24 protein-coding genes are annotated in these 20716 nt (G+C 60.5%); 13 read left to right on the top strand and 11 right to left on the bottom strand.

Annotated features, from left to right (window positions below):
- Positions 1-15: 15 nt before the first annotated feature.
- The 7 genes from KBY58_RS08455 to KBY58_RS08425 all read right to left on the bottom strand — a co-directional run bounded on the left by KBY58_RS08455 (position 16) and on the right by KBY58_RS08425 (position 5369).
- The gene (locus KBY58_RS08455) at positions 16-534 is read right to left on the bottom strand and encodes a DM13 domain-containing protein (protein ID WP_255003927.1); all 519 of its coding nucleotides are present in this window, start codon (positions 532-534) and stop codon (positions 16-18) included.
- Positions 503-1450 (bottom strand): DMT family transporter, encoded by a 948-nt coding sequence (locus tag KBY58_RS08450; protein ID WP_255003926.1) that lies wholly within the window; start codon positions 1448-1450, stop codon positions 503-505. The genes KBY58_RS08455 and KBY58_RS08450 overlap by 32 nt, the downstream gene beginning before the upstream one ends.
- A gap of 17 nt (positions 1451-1467) precedes the next feature.
- The gene (locus KBY58_RS08445; protein ID WP_255003924.1) at positions 1468-2181 is read right to left on the bottom strand and encodes a DUF4079 domain-containing protein; all 714 of its coding nucleotides are present in this window, start codon (positions 2179-2181) and stop codon (positions 1468-1470) included.
- 92 nt (positions 2182-2273) lie between these two features.
- Positions 2274-3590: a 2Fe-2S iron-sulfur cluster-binding protein gene (locus KBY58_RS08440; RefSeq protein ID WP_255003923.1), complete on the bottom strand. Its 1317-nt coding sequence runs from the start codon at positions 3588-3590 to the stop codon at positions 2274-2276.
- Between the two features lie 47 nt (positions 3591-3637).
- The gene (locus tag KBY58_RS08435) at positions 3638-4513 is read right to left on the bottom strand and encodes a hypothetical protein (RefSeq protein WP_255003921.1); all 876 of its coding nucleotides are present in this window, start codon (positions 4511-4513) and stop codon (positions 3638-3640) included.
- A 2-nt stretch (positions 4514-4515) separates the two neighbouring features.
- Entirely contained in the window at positions 4516-5076 is a 561-nt protein-coding gene (def, locus tag KBY58_RS08430) for a peptide deformylase (protein ID WP_255003920.1), read from the bottom strand.
- A gap of 5 nt (positions 5077-5081) precedes the next feature.
- Positions 5082-5369: a hypothetical protein gene (locus KBY58_RS08425; protein ID WP_254933541.1), complete on the bottom strand. Its 288-nt coding sequence runs from the start codon at positions 5367-5369 to the stop codon at positions 5082-5084.
- Between the two features lie 59 nt (positions 5370-5428).
- Between KBY58_RS08425 and KBY58_RS08420 the strand changes: the two genes are divergently transcribed.
- On the top strand, positions 5429-5818 hold the full coding sequence (locus KBY58_RS08420) for a hypothetical protein (protein ID WP_254933540.1): 390 nt from the start codon (positions 5429-5431) through the stop codon (positions 5816-5818).
- 19 nt (positions 5819-5837) lie between these two features.
- On the opposite strand, the gene KBY58_RS08415 is transcribed toward KBY58_RS08420, so the two are convergent.
- Complete coding sequence (locus KBY58_RS08415) at positions 5838-7340, bottom strand: glycosyl hydrolase family 57 (protein WP_255003919.1); 1503 nt, start codon at positions 7338-7340, stop codon at positions 5838-5840.
- A 336-nt stretch (positions 7341-7676) separates the two neighbouring features.
- On the opposite strand from KBY58_RS08415, the gene KBY58_RS08410 reads away from it, so the two are divergent.
- The 7 genes from KBY58_RS08410 to KBY58_RS08380 all read left to right on the top strand — a co-directional run bounded on the left by KBY58_RS08410 (position 7677) and on the right by KBY58_RS08380 (position 13302).
- On the top strand, positions 7677-8576 hold the full coding sequence (locus tag KBY58_RS08410) for a GNAT family N-acetyltransferase (RefSeq protein WP_255003918.1): 900 nt from the start codon (positions 7677-7679) through the stop codon (positions 8574-8576).
- 101 nt (positions 8577-8677) lie between these two features.
- Positions 8678-9595 carry a fatty acid desaturase gene (locus KBY58_RS08405; RefSeq protein ID WP_255003917.1) on the top strand — a complete coding sequence of 306 codons (918 nt, stop codon included), beginning with the start codon at positions 8678-8680 and terminating at the stop codon, positions 9593-9595.
- A complete protein-coding gene (locus KBY58_RS08400) occupies positions 9592-10590 on the top strand; it encodes an alpha/beta fold hydrolase (protein WP_255003916.1) in 999 nt (332 codons plus the stop codon). Before KBY58_RS08405 ends, KBY58_RS08400 begins: the two co-directional genes overlap by 4 nt.
- Positions 10583-11899: a type III glutamate--ammonia ligase gene (glnT, locus tag KBY58_RS08395; RefSeq protein WP_255003915.1), complete on the top strand. Its 1317-nt coding sequence runs from the start codon at positions 10583-10585 to the stop codon at positions 11897-11899. Before KBY58_RS08400 ends, glnT begins: the two co-directional genes overlap by 8 nt.
- A gap of 147 nt (positions 11900-12046) precedes the next feature.
- A complete protein-coding gene (locus KBY58_RS08390; protein WP_254933538.1) occupies positions 12047-12364 on the top strand; it encodes a hypothetical protein in 318 nt (105 codons plus the stop codon).
- 311 nt (positions 12365-12675) lie between these two features.
- Positions 12676-12969, top strand: coding sequence for a hypothetical protein (locus KBY58_RS08385; protein WP_254933537.1), 294 nt, complete (start codon positions 12676-12678; stop codon positions 12967-12969).
- Positions 12970-13005: 36 nt separating this feature from the next.
- On the top strand, positions 13006-13302 hold the full coding sequence (locus KBY58_RS08380; protein WP_255003914.1) for a hypothetical protein: 297 nt from the start codon (positions 13006-13008) through the stop codon (positions 13300-13302).
- Here KBY58_RS08380 and KBY58_RS08375 read toward each other — a convergent pair.
- Positions 13299-13856, bottom strand: a complete 558-nt coding sequence (locus KBY58_RS08375) for a helix-turn-helix domain-containing protein (RefSeq protein ID WP_255003913.1) — start codon at positions 13854-13856, stop codon at positions 13299-13301. The genes KBY58_RS08380 and KBY58_RS08375 overlap by 4 nt on opposite strands.
- 101 nt (positions 13857-13957) lie before the next feature.
- Entirely contained in the window at positions 13958-15016 is a 1059-nt protein-coding gene (locus KBY58_RS08370) for an extracellular solute-binding protein (protein ID WP_254934029.1), read from the bottom strand.
- A gap of 235 nt (positions 15017-15251) precedes the next feature.
- Between KBY58_RS08370 and KBY58_RS08365 the strand changes: the two genes are divergently transcribed.
- The 5 genes from KBY58_RS08365 (at position 15252) to KBY58_RS08340 (ending at position 19874) form a co-directional block, all read left to right on the top strand.
- Positions 15252-16769, top strand: coding sequence for an ABC transporter permease (locus KBY58_RS08365; protein ID WP_255003936.1), 1518 nt, complete (start codon positions 15252-15254; stop codon positions 16767-16769).
- 59 nt (positions 16770-16828) lie between these two features.
- Positions 16829-17944: an ABC transporter ATP-binding protein gene (locus tag KBY58_RS08360; protein WP_254933534.1), complete on the top strand. Its 1116-nt coding sequence runs from the start codon at positions 16829-16831 to the stop codon at positions 17942-17944.
- Between the two features lie 404 nt (positions 17945-18348).
- Positions 18349-19365: a fatty acid desaturase gene (locus KBY58_RS08350; RefSeq protein ID WP_255003912.1), complete on the top strand. Its 1017-nt coding sequence runs from the start codon at positions 18349-18351 to the stop codon at positions 19363-19365.
- Between the two features lie 24 nt (positions 19366-19389).
- Entirely contained in the window at positions 19390-19605 is a 216-nt protein-coding gene (locus KBY58_RS08345; RefSeq protein ID WP_255003911.1) for a hypothetical protein, read from the top strand.
- Positions 19593-19874 carry a hypothetical protein gene (locus tag KBY58_RS08340; RefSeq protein ID WP_261350316.1) on the top strand — a complete coding sequence of 94 codons (282 nt, stop codon included), beginning with the start codon at positions 19593-19595 and terminating at the stop codon, positions 19872-19874. Before KBY58_RS08345 ends, KBY58_RS08340 begins: the two co-directional genes overlap by 13 nt.
- Before the next feature lie 313 nt (positions 19875-20187).
- Here KBY58_RS08340 and KBY58_RS08335 read toward each other — a convergent pair whose 3' ends face one another.
- Positions 20188-20388, bottom strand: a complete 201-nt coding sequence (locus KBY58_RS08335; RefSeq protein WP_255003910.1) for a hypothetical protein — start codon at positions 20386-20388, stop codon at positions 20188-20190.
- Between the last annotated feature and the right edge of the window lie 328 nt (positions 20389-20716).

The following is a 20716-nucleotide window of genomic DNA, read 5'->3' as shown; positions in this document are numbered from 1 at the left end:
ATTGGGGGTTCTTATTTACTTAAGGGGTGCCCAGGCCATGGTGGCGTTGGCAACCTTGCACCAAATCAGAACCGAGCCGTAGGCCTTTACATCCACGCCTGCGGGCAGGGTGTAGGTCTGGGGGCCCTTGGCACTCTTGAGGGCTGCCACCTGGGTGTAGGAGCCAGGGGTGAGGGGGTAATGGGGGGCCTTAAGGGCCTTCAAGGGAGTGGCTGATTTCACCAGAATCACCTGCAGGGCAGGGGCCTGGGGGTTGGTGCTGAAATCCTTGCTGAAGACCAGAGTTGTCTTGTCTCCTTTCTTCTCCACGCTGAAGCTGCCGGTTACGGGCGCCTCGGCCTTTTGGAAGGAGATTGCCTTGCTCTGGGCAGAGGCGATCAGCTCACCGGCAAGGGGGCTTGCGGCTCGGGCGTTAGGTACTGCTGTTGCAATTCCCAGGCTCAGTACGAGCAGTGCGGATGCCTTGAACATTGACTGGTTGGAAATTTTTACCAATTCGACCCTAGTGAGCTTGGCCTGGTCTGTCATCGCCATGGCCCCTTGAATTCCAGGGCTGCAGACCGATGGCCACCAGAATTAGGGCCGCGCCAACCAGCGCCGGCCATTGCAGGGGTTCATCCAGCACCAGATGGGCCTCGGCCAGCGAGACCACGATCGTGAGCGATGCCCAGAGCGATACCTGCACCACGTTCAGTCGCGTGTAGCACTGCATCAGGCTCCATTGGCTTCCCAGGCTGATCACTAGGGCGTAGCCGCCGATCACCCCAAGAACCCACCAACTGCGCAGGTAAATAAAGTGGCTGGGGCCAAATAACAGCAGGGCAATCACGGCAAAGGCCACCGAGGCGGCCAGGCTGGTGATGCCTACCGTGAAACCAACTCCCAGACCCCTCTGGCCGGTGAGTCGGTTCACCACGCTGCTGAACCCAAAAGCCCCAACTCCCAGTAGGGCCCAGAACAGGCCGCGAGGGTCGAGATGGTTATCGACCGGCGCAATTGTGGTGCCAGCCATGGCGGGGTGCATGGCCAGCAGAAGGCCGGTGGAAAGGAGCACAACGCTGGGGGCAAAGGTGCGGGGTAGGGGCTCCTTCAGCAGTAGTCGGGCTAACAGCGCCGTAGCTGGCACCGTCAGGCTAAAAAGCAGGGTCTGTTGCACCACCGTGAGGCGGGCCAAGGCAAGAAAAAAGGCCATTGGGCCCAAAAAGAAGCCGCTGAAGCTCTGCAAAACCAATAGCCACCTGTTCTGGTGGCTCAGCAGCGGTAATTGGCTTTGAACGTTCTGACGGTTGGCCAGCAGCAGCACTAATCCAGTAACCAGGCTCGAGAAAAAGAACACGTTGCAGAAACTGATTGCTTCAGGGCCCCCGGCGGCGTGGGTTGCTTCGCCCGTTTGCTGCAAAAACTTCAACAGGGTGCTGTCACTGCCTCTAAGAAGAATGAACAGGGCCATGAGCCCCAGCCCTTCTTTCAAGGGGCGGGTGGCTGGCTGGCCAGGGGCGGACATTTCAGGGTGTCGAAATTGCACTGATAGATAGTTGCTAACTGCCAGCCCGGGGGAATCTGCAGCAGATCCCTGGTGCCGGTGATCCCCTGAATGCTGAACAGCACTGCCGCCAGAAGATTGGCTGCCACATGGATCCGGCGCCAACGCAGCTGACGCAATATCTCAGGCCTTGCCCCCAGCGAAAACAGCATCAGACCCGTCACGCCAACCCCTGCCCAGTAATGGGATGTCCAGAACATCGGATCGAAGGGGTTATCGCTGACTCTCCACACTTCGGGTTGGGCCCCCAGGCTGATCACCCCCAGCCAGGTCAACAGGGAAAACAGCAGGCGTAGCGATTTGCTGGTGGCCTGCCACAACGCCACCAGGGAGATGCTGGTGCCCAGCAGCACCATCAGTAGTTGCAGACCCCGCGCCCAGCCACCGCTGAAGGCACTGAGGGGATTTTTGGTAACGATCGCCGCCACCAGGGCGATCAAAACAACGATCACCACCCCGGCCGAGAGCCAGCGACCCAGGTCGGTGTGTTCACTGCCACTGGTCCTTGCAATATTGCTTTCGCCCATTCGTCGCTGCCTGGTTTGCACCCCTAGGCGCACCACCATGCCAATTAAGGGATAGATCAGCACCACCGCCAGGGCGGGGTGAAGGATCGTTAGCCAATCGGCGCTTTCCATGCTGAATTCGGTGGGGTTTGACTGAGGGGGAAGTTCTTTGCTGAGGATTGTCGATCTGGCCTAGGTGGTCAACAGATCGTCTTTTGTCGATGTCATTGCTCGAGTTCCAGGGTTTCGCTGGCGGGCCTGGCGATGCAGATCAATGCCGAGCCAGGGGCAACCTCGGCCGTGGGCTCAGCCAGGTAGTTGATCGAGCCGCTTTTCACCCGGGTGATGCAGGTTCCGCATACCCCGGCCCTGCAGGCAAAGGCAGGCTGCAGTCCGGAGGCCTCCGCCAGTTCCAGCAGGCTTTGCTCAGGATTGTTGTTGCTCCAGGTGGCGGTGGTGTTGCTGCGACAGAAGCGAACAGCAGAGGAGGCCACGGGCGCGGTGCTGCCTTCTGCACCAGCTCCAGTGCTTGGGGAAACGCGGGGGGCCTGGCTGAAGCTCTCAAAACGAATCGCCCCCTGGCCAACTCCAGCCTGTTGGAGCGCCATCACCAAGCTGTCCATGAAGGCCGGTGATCCGCAGAGGTAATAGGAGGCCGGGCCCTTAATTAGGCCACTTATCAGGGCTCCGTCTATGTAGCCCGGGCTCTGATAGCAGCCCCCATCGCTTGGCAACGGGCGGCTGTAGGCCACGTGCACCTGCAGGTTGTTGTGGCTGCGGGCCAGGTCGGCGATTTCAGTTTGGAAGGAGTGATATTCACTGTTGCGGCAGCCGTGCAGAAACCAAATGGGCCTTTGGCTGCCGGAGCTAAGGGCTGCTTTCACCATGGCCAGCATCGGTGTGATGCCTACGCCATTGCTGACCAGCACGACCGGTTCAGTGCTTTCGGTGTCGAGCACAAAGCTGCCGGCCGGGGGCCGAATGTTCAGCTTGCTGCCCTCCTGCACATGGTCGTGCAGAAAATTGGAGCCCAGCCCCGGCGCCACATCGAGCCCCTTGGGGGCGGGCTCCCTTTTGACTGAAATCCGGTAGTGATCTGGGGCCTTCCCCTCGCTTGGGAAATCGGAAAGCGAATAGGTGCGCACCACCGGCTTGGCCATCCCTGGGATTGGGAGCTGAAGAGTGAGGAATTGGCCGGGCAGAAAGTTCGGCAGTGGCCCTCCCCCAACCGGGCGCAATTCAAATGATGTGATCTCGGCGCTCTCGCGCTGCTTGCGCACCACCACAAACTGTCGCCAGCCTTGCCACGGGGCGCGCCGCCGTCGCCCCTGGGCCGCGGTGGCTAAAAGCAGCCCTGCCAGTGCACCAACCGCAGCGCCGTCAGCTGTTTGCCTAAGCCCGCTGAGGGCCTGAACATCTGGCGAGACTTTGCCATTTTCAGCAGCCTTGTGGTCTGCCGGCAAAAGGGTCAGTGCCGCAAAGGTGGCAATGGTTCCTGCTGCCATGCCCGCAACCAATCCCCTCAGAAGCAGCAAAACCACAGGCCCGAGCCAGTCAACTGTTGGGAAGCTAATGGCTGCTGGGTGATTTAGCCAGTGATCTGTGTGGCGCCGCCAACGGTCTCAATGTTGTTAAGCTTTTGAATATTTAAGTGCCTTTGACCCCGCTTGTCCGTGCTAACAAGATCTCCATATCTGTAGCCAGTTAGCACATCCTTGATTGAATATAGGTGGGTTTGCAGCAGGCCTGAGCCGGTGCTTTCGTCGATGCCTTCCACCAGCGGCATGATCACGGCATTGCGCCTTTGGAGCTCCTCAATCCCCATCAGGAAGATCGGGCTTTGCTCATCAAGCTGATGGGTGAGTGTTGCGGTTTGGCTTAGTTGGGGCGTTCCCTGATTGAGGATTGAAAGGGGCACGATTCGCCTCTGCCACAGGCCGGACTCCGGCTCGTCGTCGTAGATAAGGCTGAGGGAATAGTTAACATTGAGCCATTGGCTTTTATCGCTTGTCACAAACCTGCAAAAGAGGTGACCATTTTGGGTGTTGCTGATGCAGAGATGGCGACTAAAAATTAACGGCGTTTCATTGCTGCTCAACCTGGAGAAGACAACGGCTGTAAGGGTTGAGAGTGTGACCAGGCCGGCGATCAGGTCCAGCACTGCCACGCCGTAGACGAAGGGTGAATTTGGCGATAGGTCGTCGAAGGCATTGGCGAAAAATGCCCCTACGGCAAATGAAATTGGCCGGGGAATACCCATGACTGGATCGCCCTTGATATTTGAAGCATCGAGGCTAAAAATCAGGGCAAAAATTAGTATTTCGGAAATATAGATCAATACCATGGTGCCGAAAAATACGGCCCAGGGCATCCTGATTAGGGCGGCAAGGGGTTGGCGCCAAAGCTCGTGCCAGGGGGTGTGTTGGTGGTTTTGCTGAATCCTGCGGCGGTTTAAATTGAACATATTCAGTCTGATACGGCTGGGATTTGTCCCGACATAACTAGTTCTTCAATGTAGCCAATTCGGGTTGGCGAAATCAAGCGATCAGGGAAGAGAATTCCATCCAAGTGGTCGCACTCGTGCTGCACAACGCGCGCTTCAAAGCCCTCCAAAATTCGATCAACTTCCTGCCCGCTTGCATTGCTTGCCTGCAGTCGTAAGCGCCGCCAACGTTGCACTTCGCCCCTTAGCCCAGGCACGCTTAGGCAGCCTTCCCAGCCGGTTTGCATCTCGGGATCAGTTTGCTGCCCGGCGCATATCGGTGTGAGTATGGGGTTGATTAGCACCGTTTCCTGAATTATCCCCGCGTCCGGATAGCGGGGATTGGGGGCTCCATTGCCATAGATCAGAACCCGTTTGGAGATGCCAATTTGTGGTGCGCAGAGCCCCGCGCCACTCCTGGCCTGCATCGTCTCCCGAAGATCCGTGATCAACTGCTGGATATCAGCCGCAAGGGGATTTTTAACGGGCTCGGCTATCTGGCGCAGCAGCGGATGTCCCATCCGCAATACTTCTCTTATGGCCACGGCGATCAGCGCCAGCGCCTACGAAAAGCCCAGAAATCCCTTTCGATGCGTCGGTGTAGCGGGGTGACATCAATCATCTGCTCCCGGGCTGGGGCATCCAAATCGATGCCTGCTCGCCTGGCCTCTTTCCTTAGTTGGCGCAATACGGGGATGAGCAATAGGGCCATCACCAACGACATGAACAGCAACGCCGGCAGTGCACTGACCACCAGGGAAATCAGCACTGCTCCCGCGGCAATCTGGCCGCCGAGTACCAGCCACCTGGGCCTTGTTTTGCCTGGAAGCGCCTTCATGGAAAGCAGATTAGGGCCATTGCTGCTGCAAGGTGGGAGCGTTGCGACCTAACCAAACAATGGCCGATGCTCCCTATCTCATTGCCTTGGCGCTGGTCGAGTTTTCCGGTAAGCGGGCCCTACCCCTGGCGGGCAAAACCCAATCCGCAGATGCAGCCACCGCCACCGACCCTGGCGAGAAGGGTCGTGGCCTAGCCCTGGAGCTGCTGTTGCGCCTCTGGCAACGTAGCGACGAGGGCCCCCTACGGCGGGCCGCCGGTGATGCCAGCCTGCTGCTGGTGGAAATGCCAATGGAGCTGATGAGTGAGCAGCTTCCCGTGATCAAGGCCCAATGGGTATCAGGCGGTGATACCGAAACCTTCCTGGCCAGCCTCAGGGCCCTCAGCCCCAGGGCCTGGCGTATTTCGGTGGCTAAATACGAACCGGTGAGTTTTGTTGACTGGCCCTAGTTTTGTTTAGCTAGGCCAATTAGGGCAGAGCCCCTGGGGAGCTGATTAAGGCAGAGCCCCTGCGGTGGATTTCGCTGGCGTAGTCGGTCCAGGCCCCCTGCCCCCAATAGCGGAAACAGCTGGTTTCCAACAGCAGTAGGTGCAATAGCGCCTCCTGGTATTGGGGGCTTTTGGTTACCGCTGGATCCTTCGCCACGAGGGGATCAAATACCTGGTGGAATTCGGCACTGAGCTGGTTCATCGGTTCGAGCACATTGGCGTAGCCCTCAACCCAGCTGAGGTTGTTGGTCCAGGAGGCCCCAGCCATCGAAAAGGTGTGGTCAGTGGCCTGTAATTCAGCAATAGCAGCTTCTGTGGCCTGCTGCGGTGCCGGCTGGGGGGCTTGGCTGCCGACCTTCTGCCAGAGCTTGTGTTGGTGAACTGGCTGAATCATTGGGTAGTCAGTTGGTTTGATACCGCTTTGCTCCAACAGCTCCAGATATTCACTGCCATTGATTGCAACGGTTGACTGGCTAGATGCCCCGCCAGAGGCCCCATCTTTTGCCCGGGCGGCGATGGTTTGGTTTGCCTGGATGTAGGCCGATGGAAATTCGTTCATCATCACGCCGCCATTTTCGCCATCGGCAATCTGGGAAACAAGCGACGGGACCATTACGCCCGCCAGCGCCTGGCGCCCCAGCCCGATTGCCTCATAGCAGGGCTGCATTTGACCCACCAGTTTGGTATCGGAACCCTGGGTCTTAATTAGGGCCAGGATGGTTATGATTTCGCCACTTGAGTTGCGGGCCACCAGTTGGTTTGGCAGATATTTTTGGCCTTGGCTCAGGCACGAGCCATCCAGGTTCTCAACGCTGTGCTCCTGCACCAGCAGCCACTGGTAACCACACTCCTTGAGGGCTTTTACAAATTCATAGAAGGTATCTGGGTGGTTTGGCAGGTGCATTTCCGGCGGCGAGAATCCCTTCACCCTTTGGAGGGCGTCGTTGCCAAATAGGGCTGCAAAATTGTGCTGCCAGGCCAAGATCTGCAGCTTCAGGTCTGGAATTGGTGTTGAGGGTGCCACGGCGTGGCTCCAGAAGGTGCCGAGCCATTCCACGTGCGGTTGCAGGCTGGGGTCGCAGGCCAGGCTTTTGAGGCCGTCGATGATGTCTTGGCGGCCCATTTGGCCAATTCCCCAGAGCAAATTGCCGGAATAATCCAGCATGATCCTGGGATTGCAGCCGTCCCTTATTAGCTGGGGCAGTATTTCGGCGAGGCGCCGATAGCAGTTGGCAAATGCTTCGGCGTTGTGATTGTCTCCTTCGCCGGGGTGATCCAGCATGTATTGGAGATGGGAGATCAGTTCCCCATGGGCCCCGGCTGGAATTGTGGGTTGGTGCATGTGCAGGGCGCAGGCAAAGCCTGAACTGATCTGCTCCAGCTTGAGATTGGTGTTTGCTAAAAAAACAGGCCCTGGTTTTTGCACCAGGGCGAGAATCTCGGCCTCGTTGCCCGCGATCGGTGGCAGGGATTGGTGGGCCATGGTTTTGGAGCCGGGTTGGTTTATCTAGCCGTCCCCTGTTCAATGGCGGCTATGTCGCCATGGGGAACTGAGAATGTTGGCAGCCGGTGCCTGCTCAGGGGCCATCTCCGCACCCATACCGAATCTGAAAACTCATCCAGATTGACCACCTGGTAATGGGAATCGGGGCTTGAACGAAGGCTGACGATTGCTCCAGATTTAATAAACACGAGGAAAACTCTCGAGTGAATTAAGCAAAGCATCCTTTTTGTCAATATGCCTTAACTGTTTGTTATGGCTGACATTCTTCCTCCTGATTGCGGCGCCCCTTCCCTCTCTTCGGCTCGGGCGGAGCCGATGCGGATTCGGTCCCTGCGGGAGGCCGATCTGGATCTTGTAACTGGCTGGGCCCGGGCCGAGCGTTTTGCCCCGGGAATTGGTGATGTGGCGATTTATCGCCACACCGATCGCCAGGGACTGTGGGTCGGTTGCCTTGGCGGCCGGCCAATCGGTTGCATCGCTGGGGTGCGTTACAACGATTTCTATGGCTTCATTGGCCTATTTCTGGTGGAGCCTGCCCAGCGCGGCAAGGGCTATGGCCGCCAGCTCTGGGCCCATGCCCTCGACCATCTGAGCGGTTTGGCTTGCATTGGCATTGAGGCGGCCCCCGATCGGATCGCCGATTATGCGGGCTGGGGTTTTGAACCGGCCTCTAAAACCAGGCGCTGGCAATGGAATGGCAGCCCCGCTGCTGGCGGCCCAGGTGCCGGTGTTGGCCCAGGTGTCGTTGGTGCAAGTGATCCGGCAGACGGCCTGATCCTGCTGGAGGGCCCTGCGATTCCTAGAGCTGCGGTGCAGGCCTATGACGCCGCCCATGAGCCCAGCCCCAGGCCCCACTTTTTGGGCGATTGGCTCGACCATCCCGCCGGTACCGTGCTGGCCCTGGTCGACGCCAAGGGGGTCTGCCATGGCTTTGGCCGAATTCGTCCCTGCCTGTTGCAACCGGGCCTGGGCTGGCGGCTTGGCCCCCTGCTGGCCGACACCCCGGCCCTGGCCCAGCGCTTGCTCAACGCCCTGCTGCAGCGCCATGCCGGTGTGGTTTTGATTGATGCACCTGGGGCCAATCCCCAGGCCGATCTCCTGCTCGCAGGACTGGGCTTCACGGTGGTCGGCGAAACCTTGAGGATGTACCGGGGCGTGTCACCCTCGGTCTCCCTGCGGGACGTTTATGGCCTGGCTTGCCTGGAACTCGGGTGAATGGCTTCTTGCTGGTTGTGGTTTGAGAGCCAAGACATAGTCCGCCCCATCGGTCACAACGCATACAAAAGCCTTGCCCTGGTATCTGTTCAGATTGAACAATGGCCACCAATTCCCAACCCCTGCTGCCGCGGGAAATCCTCTCTCAGCTCAACCAACTGAGCAATGGCCCCGCCATTTGGCGCTGGCTGTGTCACCTCTCGATGATTGGCTCCGGCGGCCTGATTTGGGCCCACCAGAGCTGGCCCCTGGCGATGCGGCTTTTGGGCCTGGTGGTTTGCGGCATCGGCCTGGCCACCTGCTTTGCACCTCTGCATGAATGCGGCCACCGCACCGCCTTCCGCAGCCGTTGGCTCAACGACTCCGTGGCCTGGATTGCCGGCTTGCTGAGCTTCTACAACTCCACCTCCTACCGCCGCTACCACCAGTGGCACCACCGGTACACGCATCAGCCCGGACTCGATCCAGAACTGGATGATCCCCTGCCCACCAGTGCCTGGGGCTATCTGCTGGAGCTGGGCGGCTGGAATTGGTGGACAGGCAAGTTCGCCTCCTACCGAAAGCTGCTTTGGGGAGATCTCCGCGACCTCAGCTACCTCAACGCAGAGGTGATCCCCCAGGTGCGGCGCTCGGTGTGGCTGCAGTTCGGTGTTTATATCCTGCTGGCGATCGCCTCCCTGCTGAGCGGCACGGGCTTTCTGTTCTGGTTCTGGCTACTGCCCCTGGCGGTGGGTCAACCCTTTCTGCGGTTTGTTCTGCTCGCCGAACACAGCGGCTGCAGCTTCAGCAGCGATGGTACTAAAAACACCCGCACCACCCTTACCAATCCGTTGGTGCGCTGGTTGATGTGGAACATGCCATTCCACGCCGAACACCACCTCTATCCCTCCCTGCCATTCCATGCCCTGGCCGCCGCCCATCGGCCGATCGCCCCCCAGCTGCGCCATTGCGACCGGGGCTACCTAGCCGTGCATCGCCAACTGCTGCGCAACCTGCCGGCCCTGGGCCTGCCGGCATGAGTGCCAGCACTGGATTGTTAGCTAGCCACGAGCTTGGCAATTTGCCCCTTAGCTGCGGCCGCACCATCGCCGCAGCCCAACTCACCTACCTCCAAATCGGCCAAGCCAACGCCGATCGCTCCAACCTGGTCCTGGTGCCCACCTCCTACGGGGCCAGGCCAGAAGACCTGGCCTGGTTGGCGGGGCCGGTGCTTGACCCGGAGCATTGGTGCATCGTGATCGCCGGCATGTTTGGCAATGGGGCTTCGAGCAGCCCCAGCCACGGCGCCATGGGCCTGGCCGAGCAGGGCTGGGTGGTGAGCCACCGCGACAACGTGGCAGCCCAATACCGCCTGCTGCGGGAGGTTTTTGGCATTGAAAAGCTTCCCCTGATCTACGGCTGGTCGATGGGGGCCCAGCAGGCCTACCAGTGGGCGGTGGATCACCCCGAGCTGGTGGAGCGGATTTGTTGCGTGGGCGGAACGGCCCGCACCTCTCCCCACAACCGTCTGTTTTGCCTAAGCCTGCGCCAGGCCCTCACCGCCGATCGCCACTGGAATGGCTCCGGCTTCGATGGCCCCCCCAGCCAGGGGCTGCTGACCTATGCCCTTATCTATGCGAGTTGGGCCGCTAGCCAGCCTTTTTTTCGCAGCATTTCCGAACCGGTGGAGCTGCATGTGGAGCAGCAGTGGCTACCCCACTACCAGCGCCATGATCCCCGCGATCTAATTGCCATGCTCGACACATGGCTGGCCCACGACGTTGCCGGCGGCGGCGATTTAGCAGCAACCCTGGCCGGCATTAGGGCTTGCACCGCCGTGGTGGCCCTCAGCCACGACCTCTACTTCCCGGCAGACGATCTCGCCGCCGACGCCAACGCCATAGCCGGGGCGGAGCTGCACGTGATCACCTCGGAGTTAGGCCACCGCGCCGGCAACCCCCACAGCAGCCCTGCGGAACAACAGCAGCTGAGCCGCATCGTTGAAAACCTCCTTCAGCAGCCATCCCATGTCTGATCTCGCCCAGCGAATGCAGGAGTTGAACCTCAAGTTCCTGCTGATCTCCTTCACCGACCTCTTCGGCATTCAGAGAGCCAAATTGGTGCCCTCATCAGCCGTGGCAGACATGGCCCGTGATGGGGCCGGCTTCGCTGGCTTTGCGGCCTGGCTGGATCTGTCCCCCGCCGATGGCGACGTGATGGCGGTCCCGGCCGCGCCCAGCCTGATGCCCCTGCCCTGGCAGCCAGATGTGGGTTGGGTGGCGGCCGAGCTGCAGCTCGATGGCCAGCCGATGGAGCAATGCCCCCGCCGCCTGCTGCGTCGCCAACTGGAGCGGGCCGTAGAGCGGGGCTATGAGCTGCGCAGCGGCGTGGAGGCTGAGTTTTTCCTGCTCGATCCCAGCGCCGAGAGGATTGCCGATGGGGCCGATAGCCAGGAGAAGCCCTGCTACGACCAGTTGGCCCTGATGCGCCAATACCCCCTAATTGGTCCATTGCTGGAAGCGATGGAGCAGCTGGGCTGGGGGCCTTACCAGGCCGACCACGAGGACGCCAACGGCCAGTTCGAGGTCAATTGGATCTTCGCCAATGCCCTCACTACCGCCGATCGCCACGCCTTCTTCAAGGTGATGGTGAAATCCCTGGCCGAACAGCGGGGGCTGCGGGCCAGCTTCATGCCCAAACCCTTTGCTGGCCTCACCGGCAACGGCTGCCATACCCACCTCTCCCTTTGGGGTGCCCCCGGCAGCCCCCGGGCGGGGCAAAACCTTTTCCACGACAGCGCCGGTGCCCTTGGCCTCTCCGCCCTGGCCTACCACTTCCTGGCCGGTCTGTTGGCCCACGCCCCAGCCCTTAGTTGCCTTACGAATCCCACGGTGAATAGCTACCGACGGCTGGCGGCGCCGCCGACCAGCTCCGGGGCCACCTGGAGCCCTGGTGGCATCAGCTACACCGCCAATAACCGCACCCATATGGTGCGGATCCCAGATGGCCAGCGGCTGGAATTGAGGCTCCCAGACGGTGCTGCCCATCCCTATCTGCTGCAGGCGGCGGTGCTGGCGGCTGGGCTGGATGGCATTGATCGCCAACTCGATCCCGGACCCCGCCACGACAACGACAATTACGCCTCTCCCCTAGGGCAGGGCCAATGCCAGCGCCTGCCGCGCGACTTGGGCGAGGCCCTCGCTGCCTTCGCAACCGACAGCGTGTTGCGCCAGGCCCTTGGAGAAGACTTCTGCCGGGCCTACGAAAAACTGCGCCGGCGCCAGTGGGACCAGCACCGTGCCGCTGTGACTCCCTGGGAGCGGGAAACGGGACTCGATGGCTGAGGCGCTACTGGTGGGGCCTGGCGCGCCAGTGGCGTGCATATCTGGTGTGGGGTGCCTAGATTTGGCTCGGCGCCCCATTGATGGCCATCACCAGCCCCTTAGCCCCCTTTCCCCATGAGGCAGTTTCTGCAGACGCTCAGCAAAGGCTTGGCTGACGACACCCCCGCAGTCACACCCTTCGTTTATGTGACTGCTATCCGGTCCGATGCTGGCCTGACCAACTCACTGGCTGGCATCAGCCTGATTTCTAAGGAGATGGGGTTCGAGCGGGAGGTGGAAACCCTCTACTCAAGTGATGCCCAAAGCGCCACTTACCACGCCCTCCACAGTGAAAGCGCCGTTTCCCTGTCGGTGGAGGCCTGTCCGCCCCGCCAAACCGTCTCGATAGCCGTAGCGGGCGAAGACGACGAGACCACCTACCAGCTCTTTCTCGAGGCCGACGCTCGCCTTTTTGGTCGCTGCTAGTGGCATGGGGCCTTCCAGGGCTGTTTTCCAGTTCTGTTTGTCGGTGCTGTTTATCGGAGCTGTTCGTTGGCGCTCTCCGGCAAGTTGGTCAATTGACCAAGTTCTTACACAGTTCACAACCGTTGACTTCCCAGTTTCGTAGAAGCTCCAGACCTGGGCAACAGCAACCACATCCAATTGATCGCTCGCTTGAGCGCTCGATTGATCGCTCCTCCTCCTCGGGGCCTCTGTAACGACAGATCAAAGTGTTCCCTGGGATACAGCGGGATGCCCCTGGTTCTGGCCAAGGTGTTGAACCATGGAGAAGGGATATGCCCGCAACCGGTCCAACTGCTCTGCTGCGTACAACAGCTCTGCTGAGCAATGGAGCTAAGTCAAGTGAGCGCCGTTTCCGCCTGATCGATGACAGCTGCCAGCCCCACAGCCAGCTCGATGGCCAATACAGCTCCCTTGAAGACGCCATTGCCGATGCGATCGAGTGGGTTGGCCATTTCAGTGAGCCCGACCATCCCACCAGCCTGATCGGCGTCGAGGTGAGTAGCAGCAATGGCGACTGGCGCACCTACCGGGTTCCGGGGCCCTTGCTGTGCCCGCTGCCCCGCTGACCTAAAGCCAAAGTGGGATGCCCCGCAACTAAATCCATGACCCCAACCCGTGAGCAGATTCTTGCCGCCTCGGCCGGCTGGGTTGCGGTGCTGCTGAATGTGGTGCCGGGCCTGGGGGCTGGCTACCTGTATCAGCGGCGCTGGAAGGCCTACTGGATCACCTCTGCCATCGCCACTTCCTGGTTTGTTGCCGGTGTGCTGCTGGGCCAAAACGCCGATGCCGCAGCAGAAGGCCAAAACCAGTTGGTGGGGCTTTTGGGCTTGCTGGCGCTGGCGGCAGGTACTGCCACCGAAGCTGGGCTCGCAGTGAAAAAGGTGCGCCTAACTGACTAAAGCGCGGCTGCCAGAGGGGCCGATTCAACTAGGGCCGGTGCCAGCCGCAGGCAGTTGACGCCACTGGGTACCTGCAGTAAATCGGCATGGCGAATCTTGGAAATCATCCGGGTGGTGGTGACCCTGGTGGTGCCGATCAATTCAGCGATGCGCTCATGGGTGAGGCGGAAGGGCAGGTCGCACCAGTCGCCGCAGCGGCGCCCCAGGCGGCGCACCAACAGGCTCAGCAGGGCGTGTAAACGCAGTTCAGCATTGCCGAGATGGCGGATCCTCAGCAGCTGCAAAGTCCACTCATTGACCGGATCAAATCCCCCATTACCCCCCGTGGATTCGGCCTCGGTGCTGAATATCAGGGGGGTGAGCGCCTCCACGCAGACCCCTTCGCTGCAGAGACGGTCGGTGCGCAGCTGATCGCCGGGCTGCAAAAAGGCGAGGGTCATCCCTTCGGTTTCTTCACAGGGGCAATACACCCGCGCCATGCCCTCCAGGACCTCAATGCAGCTGCTCCCGGGCCGCAGGTTGGGATCGAGCAAAACGCTCTGGCCAATCGGCATCCTCACAGCAACTAATTGCGAATGCGTCGCAATGTAGACAAAGATCTTGCCTTTTGCAAGCGATTCTCATTAACGATAATCAGCTGCGAGTCGCCGCCCTCCTATTTCCAGCCGTTGCTGGCCATGAGCTGGATGGCGGCCTTGTTTTTGGCGCCCATCTGCTCGGCGGAAACTCCATCGCCCTTGAAGCTCCCGAAGCGCTGGAGAATCGGGTTGTTGCCGTATCCCTTGAGGGGATATTCGTTGTTGGCTTCGGCGTAACCGCGGCCGCCCGTTGGAGAAGCCAGAAATTCGATCAACTTGAGGGCCGCCTCGGGGTTCTTTGATGTCTTCACAACGCCGGCACCGCTGATATTCACGTGGGCGGGATTGGGGAAGATCACCTTCACCTGGCTGGCCAGGGCTTTGTCTGCTGCGCCGTTTTCCCCGGAGAGCATGCGCGCCACGTAGTAGGTGTTCACCAGACCCACTGCGCACTGCCCACCGGCAACCGCACGGATAAGGGGGGTATCGGAGCTGAAATAGGGCTTGGTCACGTTGGCAGCCATTGCCTTGACCCATGTCGCCGTGGCGGCATCACCCCGCAGGATCATTTGATCGGCCACCAGCGACTGGTTGTAGACACTTTTGCTGTCGCGCAGGCAGAGCTTTCCCTTCAGGGCCGGATTGGCAAGGTCGGCGTAGGTGCGGATGCTGCTGGGATTCACCAGCTTTGGATTGACAATCACCACCCGCACCCGGCGGGTAAGCCCATACCAGCGGCCCCTGCCATCGCGCAAATTCAGGGGTACGTCCCTGAGTAGGGCGGCAGATGGGCTTGCTCGAAACAGGCCCAGGTCGGCGGCGTTGTCCAGTCGGGCTGCATCCACCAGCACCAGCACATCTGCAGGGCTGTTTTTCCCTTCCGTGCGCAGGCGCTCAATCAGGGCGTCGTCCTTGGCCTCCAACAGCTTCACCTTGATGCCGGTGCGGGCCGTGAACTGTTGATAGAGCTGCTTGTCGGAGTTGTAATGCCGGCCGGAGTAGACCCCGATCTCCTGGGTTTGGGCCTGGGCTGCTTCGATGCCGATGGCTGCGATAGCCACTCCGGTGGCGCCTAAGGCCAGTAGGGCCAAGGCTCCTTGACGCCGGGCTTGGCGAAGCAATTGCAATGTTTGCATGCGGTCCATTTGCAAGCGGTTTAGCTAACTGCTGAACGGCACTATGGCCACGCAGGAGCCCGTCTAGGCCCCCCTCATAAGCGCCGCGATCATTGCCCACATTCAGATGTGATATTTGTCACGTCAAAACGGTCAAATGCGCAGCCCCGTAGGCTTTTTGGGCAATATTTGATTCACCATTTCAGGCACCATCTCAAGTCCCTTCCCAGTTCCCTCGCCCCGTTCCGATCGCAGCCTGCTGGGAATCGGCGTACTGCTGCTCTGTGGGCTGGCGTTGGCGCCGCTGCTGGGGTTGGTCTGGTTTGCCTTCGGGCCCGGCGAGGCGGTAGGCGGGGCGGTAGGCGAGTCGCTCAGTTTTGATCTGGGTGCCGACGGCCCAGCCCAGGCGCAAAACACCTTGGCCCTGGTGGCCCTTGTTGGCCTGCTCAGCGCTCTGCTGGGCACCGCCACCGGCTGGATCACCGCCCGTTGCAGTTTTCCAGGAAGGCGCTGGTTGCGCATTGCCCAGTTGCTCCCCTTGGCCAGCCCGAGCTATCTGCTGGCCGCCACCTGGATCGACCTTGGCAGCCGTTATGGCATCAGGATCCATGGCTTTGCTCCAACGCTGGTGGTGTTGCTGTTGAGCACCTACAGCTACGTGTTTCTGCTCTCCACGGAGAGCTTCTCAGTTAGCGGGCGCCGCCAGTTAGAAGCAAGTCGCAGCCTAGGAGTTGGGCCATGGGGCAGCTTTTGGAGGGTTGCCCTGCCCATGGCGTTGCCCTCGATCGGGGCTGGCGTGGCCCTGGGGGGAATGGAGGTGGTGAATGAACTTGGAGCCGTGCAGCTGCTGGGTGTTCCCACCCTCTCCTCCGGCATCCTGATGCGCTGGCAACAGGACGGCGATCCCCAGGGGGCAGTGGCCCTGGCATTGATGGCCCTGGTGATTGTGGTGTTGCTGGTGGCGGCTGAGCGCAATTTGCGCCGGCGCAGCCGCTGTTGGAACCTCGGCAACGATGGCGACTCCGATCTCCGCTGGCCCCTGGCCCGGCAGCGGCGCTGGCTGGGCCAGCTGGTTTGCCTGCTGCCACCGCTGGTCAGCCTGGGGGTGCCCCTGCTGTGGGCCCTGCTCAGCTGGGATCAAATTCGCAGTGAAGACAGCAGCGAATTGCTGGCCCTCGGTGGCCGCAGCTTTGGCTTGGCCCTACTGGCGGCCTTCCTTACCGTGGCGGCCGGTTTGGTGCTGGCCATCGCCAAACGCTGGCTTGCCAACGGCCTGATCCAACGACTCTCCTTCGTGGCGGGCCTGGGCTACGCGATCCCGGGGGCGGTGTTGGCCTTGGCACTGATGTTGATTGGCGGGCCCCTGGCTCTGGCGCCAATGCTCCTGTTGGTTTGGGGCTATGCCGATCGATTTTTAGCGGTGTCGAAGGGGGGGCTTGATGCGGCCCTTGAGCGCATTCCTCCAAGTGTGGATGAGGCGGCCACTTCCCTTGGCAGCAGTTGGCTGGGGGTATTGCAACGGGTTCATCTGCCCCTACTGAGGGGCCCGCTGTTGGTGGGGGGGCTGCTTGTGTTTGTGGACACCGTGAAGGAGTTACCCCTCACCTTCGCCCTACGGCCCTTTGATTTCGACACCCTGGCGGTGCGGGTGTTCCAGTACGCCAGCGATGAGCGGGTGGGGGCTGCCCTGGTGCCAGCTCTGATGATCTTGGCTTTGGGAATCCTGGCGGCCATGGCCCTAATCCCCAGCCTTGATCGGCTTGAGCGCAACTAAATATCCGAATGGTCATGCGGGGGGGAAGATGGACGCAGCGCCCGTGGCCCCGCCGCCTAATGCCAGTTGAGCTGAACCACCCTGAGCTGCCGTTGCCGCCCCAGGTGGAGCTTGATGGTCTTTGGCACCGCTATAGCGGCCCCGCCTCCAGCGGTGACTGGACCCTGCGCGATATCCACTTCCAGTTACGTCCTGGGGAGCTGGTGGGTCTGTTGGGGCCCTCCGGCTGCGGCAAGACCACCCTGCTGCGCTTGATTGCCGGTTTTGAAAAGCCCGACCGCGGCGTGGTGCGCATCGGCGGCCAGGAGGTGGCTGGCCCCCACCGCTGGCTACCGCCCGAACGCCGTGGCGTGGGCATGGTGTTTCAGGACTACGCCCTGTTCCCGCACCTCGATGCCTGGCGCAATGCCTGCTTTGGCCTCAGGCGAGGCCAGGACAGCAGTCGGGCCGCCTGGCTCCTGGAGTTGCTGGGGTTAAAGGGTCTGGAGCGCCGCTATCCCCATGAGCTCTCTGGCGGACAACGCCAGCGCCTGGCCCTGGCTAGGGCCCTGGCACCGGGCTGCTCGCTGGTGCTGCTGGATGAACCCTTCTCCAACCTCGATGTGGAGGTGCGGCTGCGCCTGCGGGCAGAGCTGCCCGGGGTATTGGCCAGCTGCGGCGCCAGCGGCGTGATTGTGACCCACGATCCGGAGGAGGCCCTGGCGATCTGTGGCCGGGTGGCGGTGCTTGAGGCGGGCCGGCTGCACCAGTGCGCCAGCCCCCAAGAACTGGTCTCCGCTCCGGCTACGGCCTTTGTGGGGAGATTCGTGCTGCAGAGCAATCTGTTGCCGCTCCAGTGGCAGGGCGGTCGCCTCACCACTGCCCTTGGGGCGGTTCAACCCCTGGCAGGAGCCCAGCTTCCAGCGATGGATCCAGCTGCTGATCTGCAGCTGCTGGTGGGCCCCCGGGGTATCGAACTGACGCCCGATGAGGCGGCTGAGGATCGCGTGCTCGCCCGGGAATTTCTGGGTAATGAGTGGCTTTATCAGGTGCAATGCGGTGAGCATCGCCTGCGGCTGAGGCTGCCCTTGGCGCAGGAGTACGGCTGCGGGCAGCGCTGCCGCCTGCGGCTGCGGGCCGGGGAATCGATGCGTCTTTTCCCAGGTGGGGTGGAGTTGGTTGCTCTTAGTTCTTGAACCTGCGATCTAACCACTGGGTGAGTAGATAGACCCCGATAAACATCGGCAAATAGGCTATCCACATGTTTGGCAAATCAAACTCTGCGTTGTTGATCAGCACGAGTCCCCCATAGCTAATAACGCCATAGATAAGGGCCCTGCGCAGTGGTCCGGTGATCTTCTGCAAGCGAAATTGGCGGGGGATTTGGCTCAGGCTATGTTCAACATCGTCTACCAGGGCCTTGTTAGCGTCTCTGCGTCACCCAATTGGCCCATTGGTTTCTTCTGTTTCGCTTCGGCCCCTTGCTACGGGGTCAGTTCCTTTTGATCGTCCTGTCTACCCCAGCAAAGCCGAACTGCTGGCAAGCCTGCCCCCCGAGCTTCTACGCATCCATCCAGTCAAGGCCTGGGGAAGTCTGGGGATGTCCCTCAGCCTCACCCTGCTGACCTACGCATTAGGAACGAAAATTCCCTTGACAGCCATGGCGGCGCCGCTCTGGCTTCTCTATGCGGTGGTGGCCGGCACCGTGGCCGGCGGTTGCTGGGTGATCGCCCATGAATGTGGTCACCGGGCTTTTCATCCCAACCCCCGGGTGGAGGCCGTTGTTGGATTCGTCTTGCACAGCCTGCTGCTGGTGCCTTACTTCAGTTGGCAGCACAGCCATGCGGTGCACCACGCCAATTGCAACCACATGGAGGGGGGGGAAACCCATGTGCCGCCTCGGGCAGGGTCGCCCGCAGGACGCCTTGTGGCGCGGATTAGCAAGCAGCTCGGGCCAGAGCTTTATGGGGTCACCTCCTTGATCACCCATCTGCTGTTGGGCTGGCCGCTATACCTGCTGTTTGGTGTGGCGGGTGGTGAAAACTACGGTGCGCCAACTTCTCACTTCACCACAGCTGGGCCGTTTCGCAACGGCAGGCGCGCCCTGTTCCCGAATGCCTGCATCGGCTTGATGCGGCTCTCGAATCTTGGCCTGCTGGGGATGTTGGCGATCCTGGTGTTGGCTGCAATTCAATTCTCTCCAGCGAGGGTGTTATGTGTCTACGGACTGCCCTACCTGGTGATCAATTCCTGGCTAGTGGGTTACACCTGGCTCCAGCACACCGACACCGATATTCCCCACTTTTCCACCGCTGATTGGACCTGGGCCAAGGGTGCCCTCCAGACCGTGGATCGCCCCTACGGCCCAATTTTGAATTTGCTCCATCACGGCATTGGTTCCACCCACGTGTGCCATCACGTCAATCCTCGGATTCCCCACTACAACGCCTGGAGGGCCACTTACCTGCTCAATGAGCGCTTCCCCCATCTCGTGCGCTACGACCCCACCCCGATCCATCGGGCCCTATGGCGGGTCGCCACCCGTTGTGCCGTCGTGCAGCAGCCCAGCTCCGGTGAAGGCTTTTTCTACCAACCGCAGCCCGTTAGTGAGGCTTGAATTGCAGACCCTGCCGGGCTGTCAGTGGCGCCTATGCTGCGCAATTGGGATTTTAGTAAATTGAATAGGGAAGAAATCTTGCATGAATACAAGCAAAGGCCTGGTGCATTTATTCCTGAATTCGTCGCCTTGGACGATCTTGTGGAGATTTATCTAAACAACCCTGGCTTCCACTCGAGCTTCGAGGACTTTATGGATGAATGGCAAGAAGAGGATAATGCTGTAGAATGCGAATTCTAAATAGCAATCAAATTCATTTGGATATTCCTCCCCAAGAGCTGAATCCAAAGTGGTTTAAAAGCCACTTGCTGGACCGCTCAGTTGAGCTTCAAGAACTTTATGAATTGCCCCAAGGGGAGCTAGATCTGGTAATGGCAGAGGCTGCCGAGGTCAGGACTGATGTAGCCAATCGCGAGCGCAACCATGGCAAGTGGTGCACAGCCGGCTATTTCCTGGAATTGGCAAAGATCATTAGTGAACGGCGATTCGACCAGCTCGATAGCAAGTAAGGCCGCAAGACGGAATAAAGATCCCAGTCGCGCCGAGACCCAAAGCCCAGCAATCAGCTTTTTTTGAGGAGCTGGTCGTACTGGGCATGCGTGCCGATCCAGACCCAGACAAGCCCATCCTCTGAGGCCTGCACTGCCAAGGCGCGATGTCTCAGACCAACCCTTACGGACCAGAACCGCCCAATGCGTTTGAGGTGTAGTGATGGGTGGCGGGGGTCGGCCTTGAGCTGCCCATAGGCCCGATCAGCGAGCTCCCGCACAGCAACAGGGAGGGCTTCATAGGAGGACCAGAAGCGAGGACTGGCGCGATGCTTCACCGATCGGTGCAGCGCCCGGCGCTCAGATCGGCCAGGGCCTCGTCAGCCAACCAATCCAGGCGACCAGCTCCAACGTCCTGGTCCATCTGCTGGTCCCATTCGCGGGCATCAAAAGCATCAAACCAGGCCCGGAACTGGGCCCGTTGCTCGGGAGCTAGCTGCTCGACTGCGGCTTCTATGGCTTGCACAGTGGTCATCCCTGAAGGTTAAGTCTCTTCGTGGTGAATAGTTCGTTCCTCGGCTGCCAGCCCACAGATAGCCGAGACGGGTCATGGCCGAAACCGCAACACACAACAGCTCCAGGAGAACAAACAAGAGCAGCGAGCTGCTTGAGCATCACCACCAGCAGATCAATGTCGGAATCAGGCCGAGCATCGCCCCGATCAGCTAGCCCGCGTAAAGGCGAGCAGGGCGCTGATGTTGCCCCGGTCTGCTTGTTGAAGCGCAGCGATGTACTTCTGGCGCTGGGCAGAGGCATCGACGAGGTAGTTGCTGCCTCCCCAGGAGAAGCGAGGTGCCCCCAGC

The sequence above is a fragment of the Cyanobium sp. HWJ4-Hawea genome (assembly GCF_024345815.1).
Taxonomy (GTDB): Bacteria; Cyanobacteriota; Cyanobacteriia; order PCC-6307; family Cyanobiaceae; genus Cyanobium_A.
Note: the sequence above shows the minus strand (reverse complement) of the source record. Positions and strands in the feature narration are given on the sequence as shown.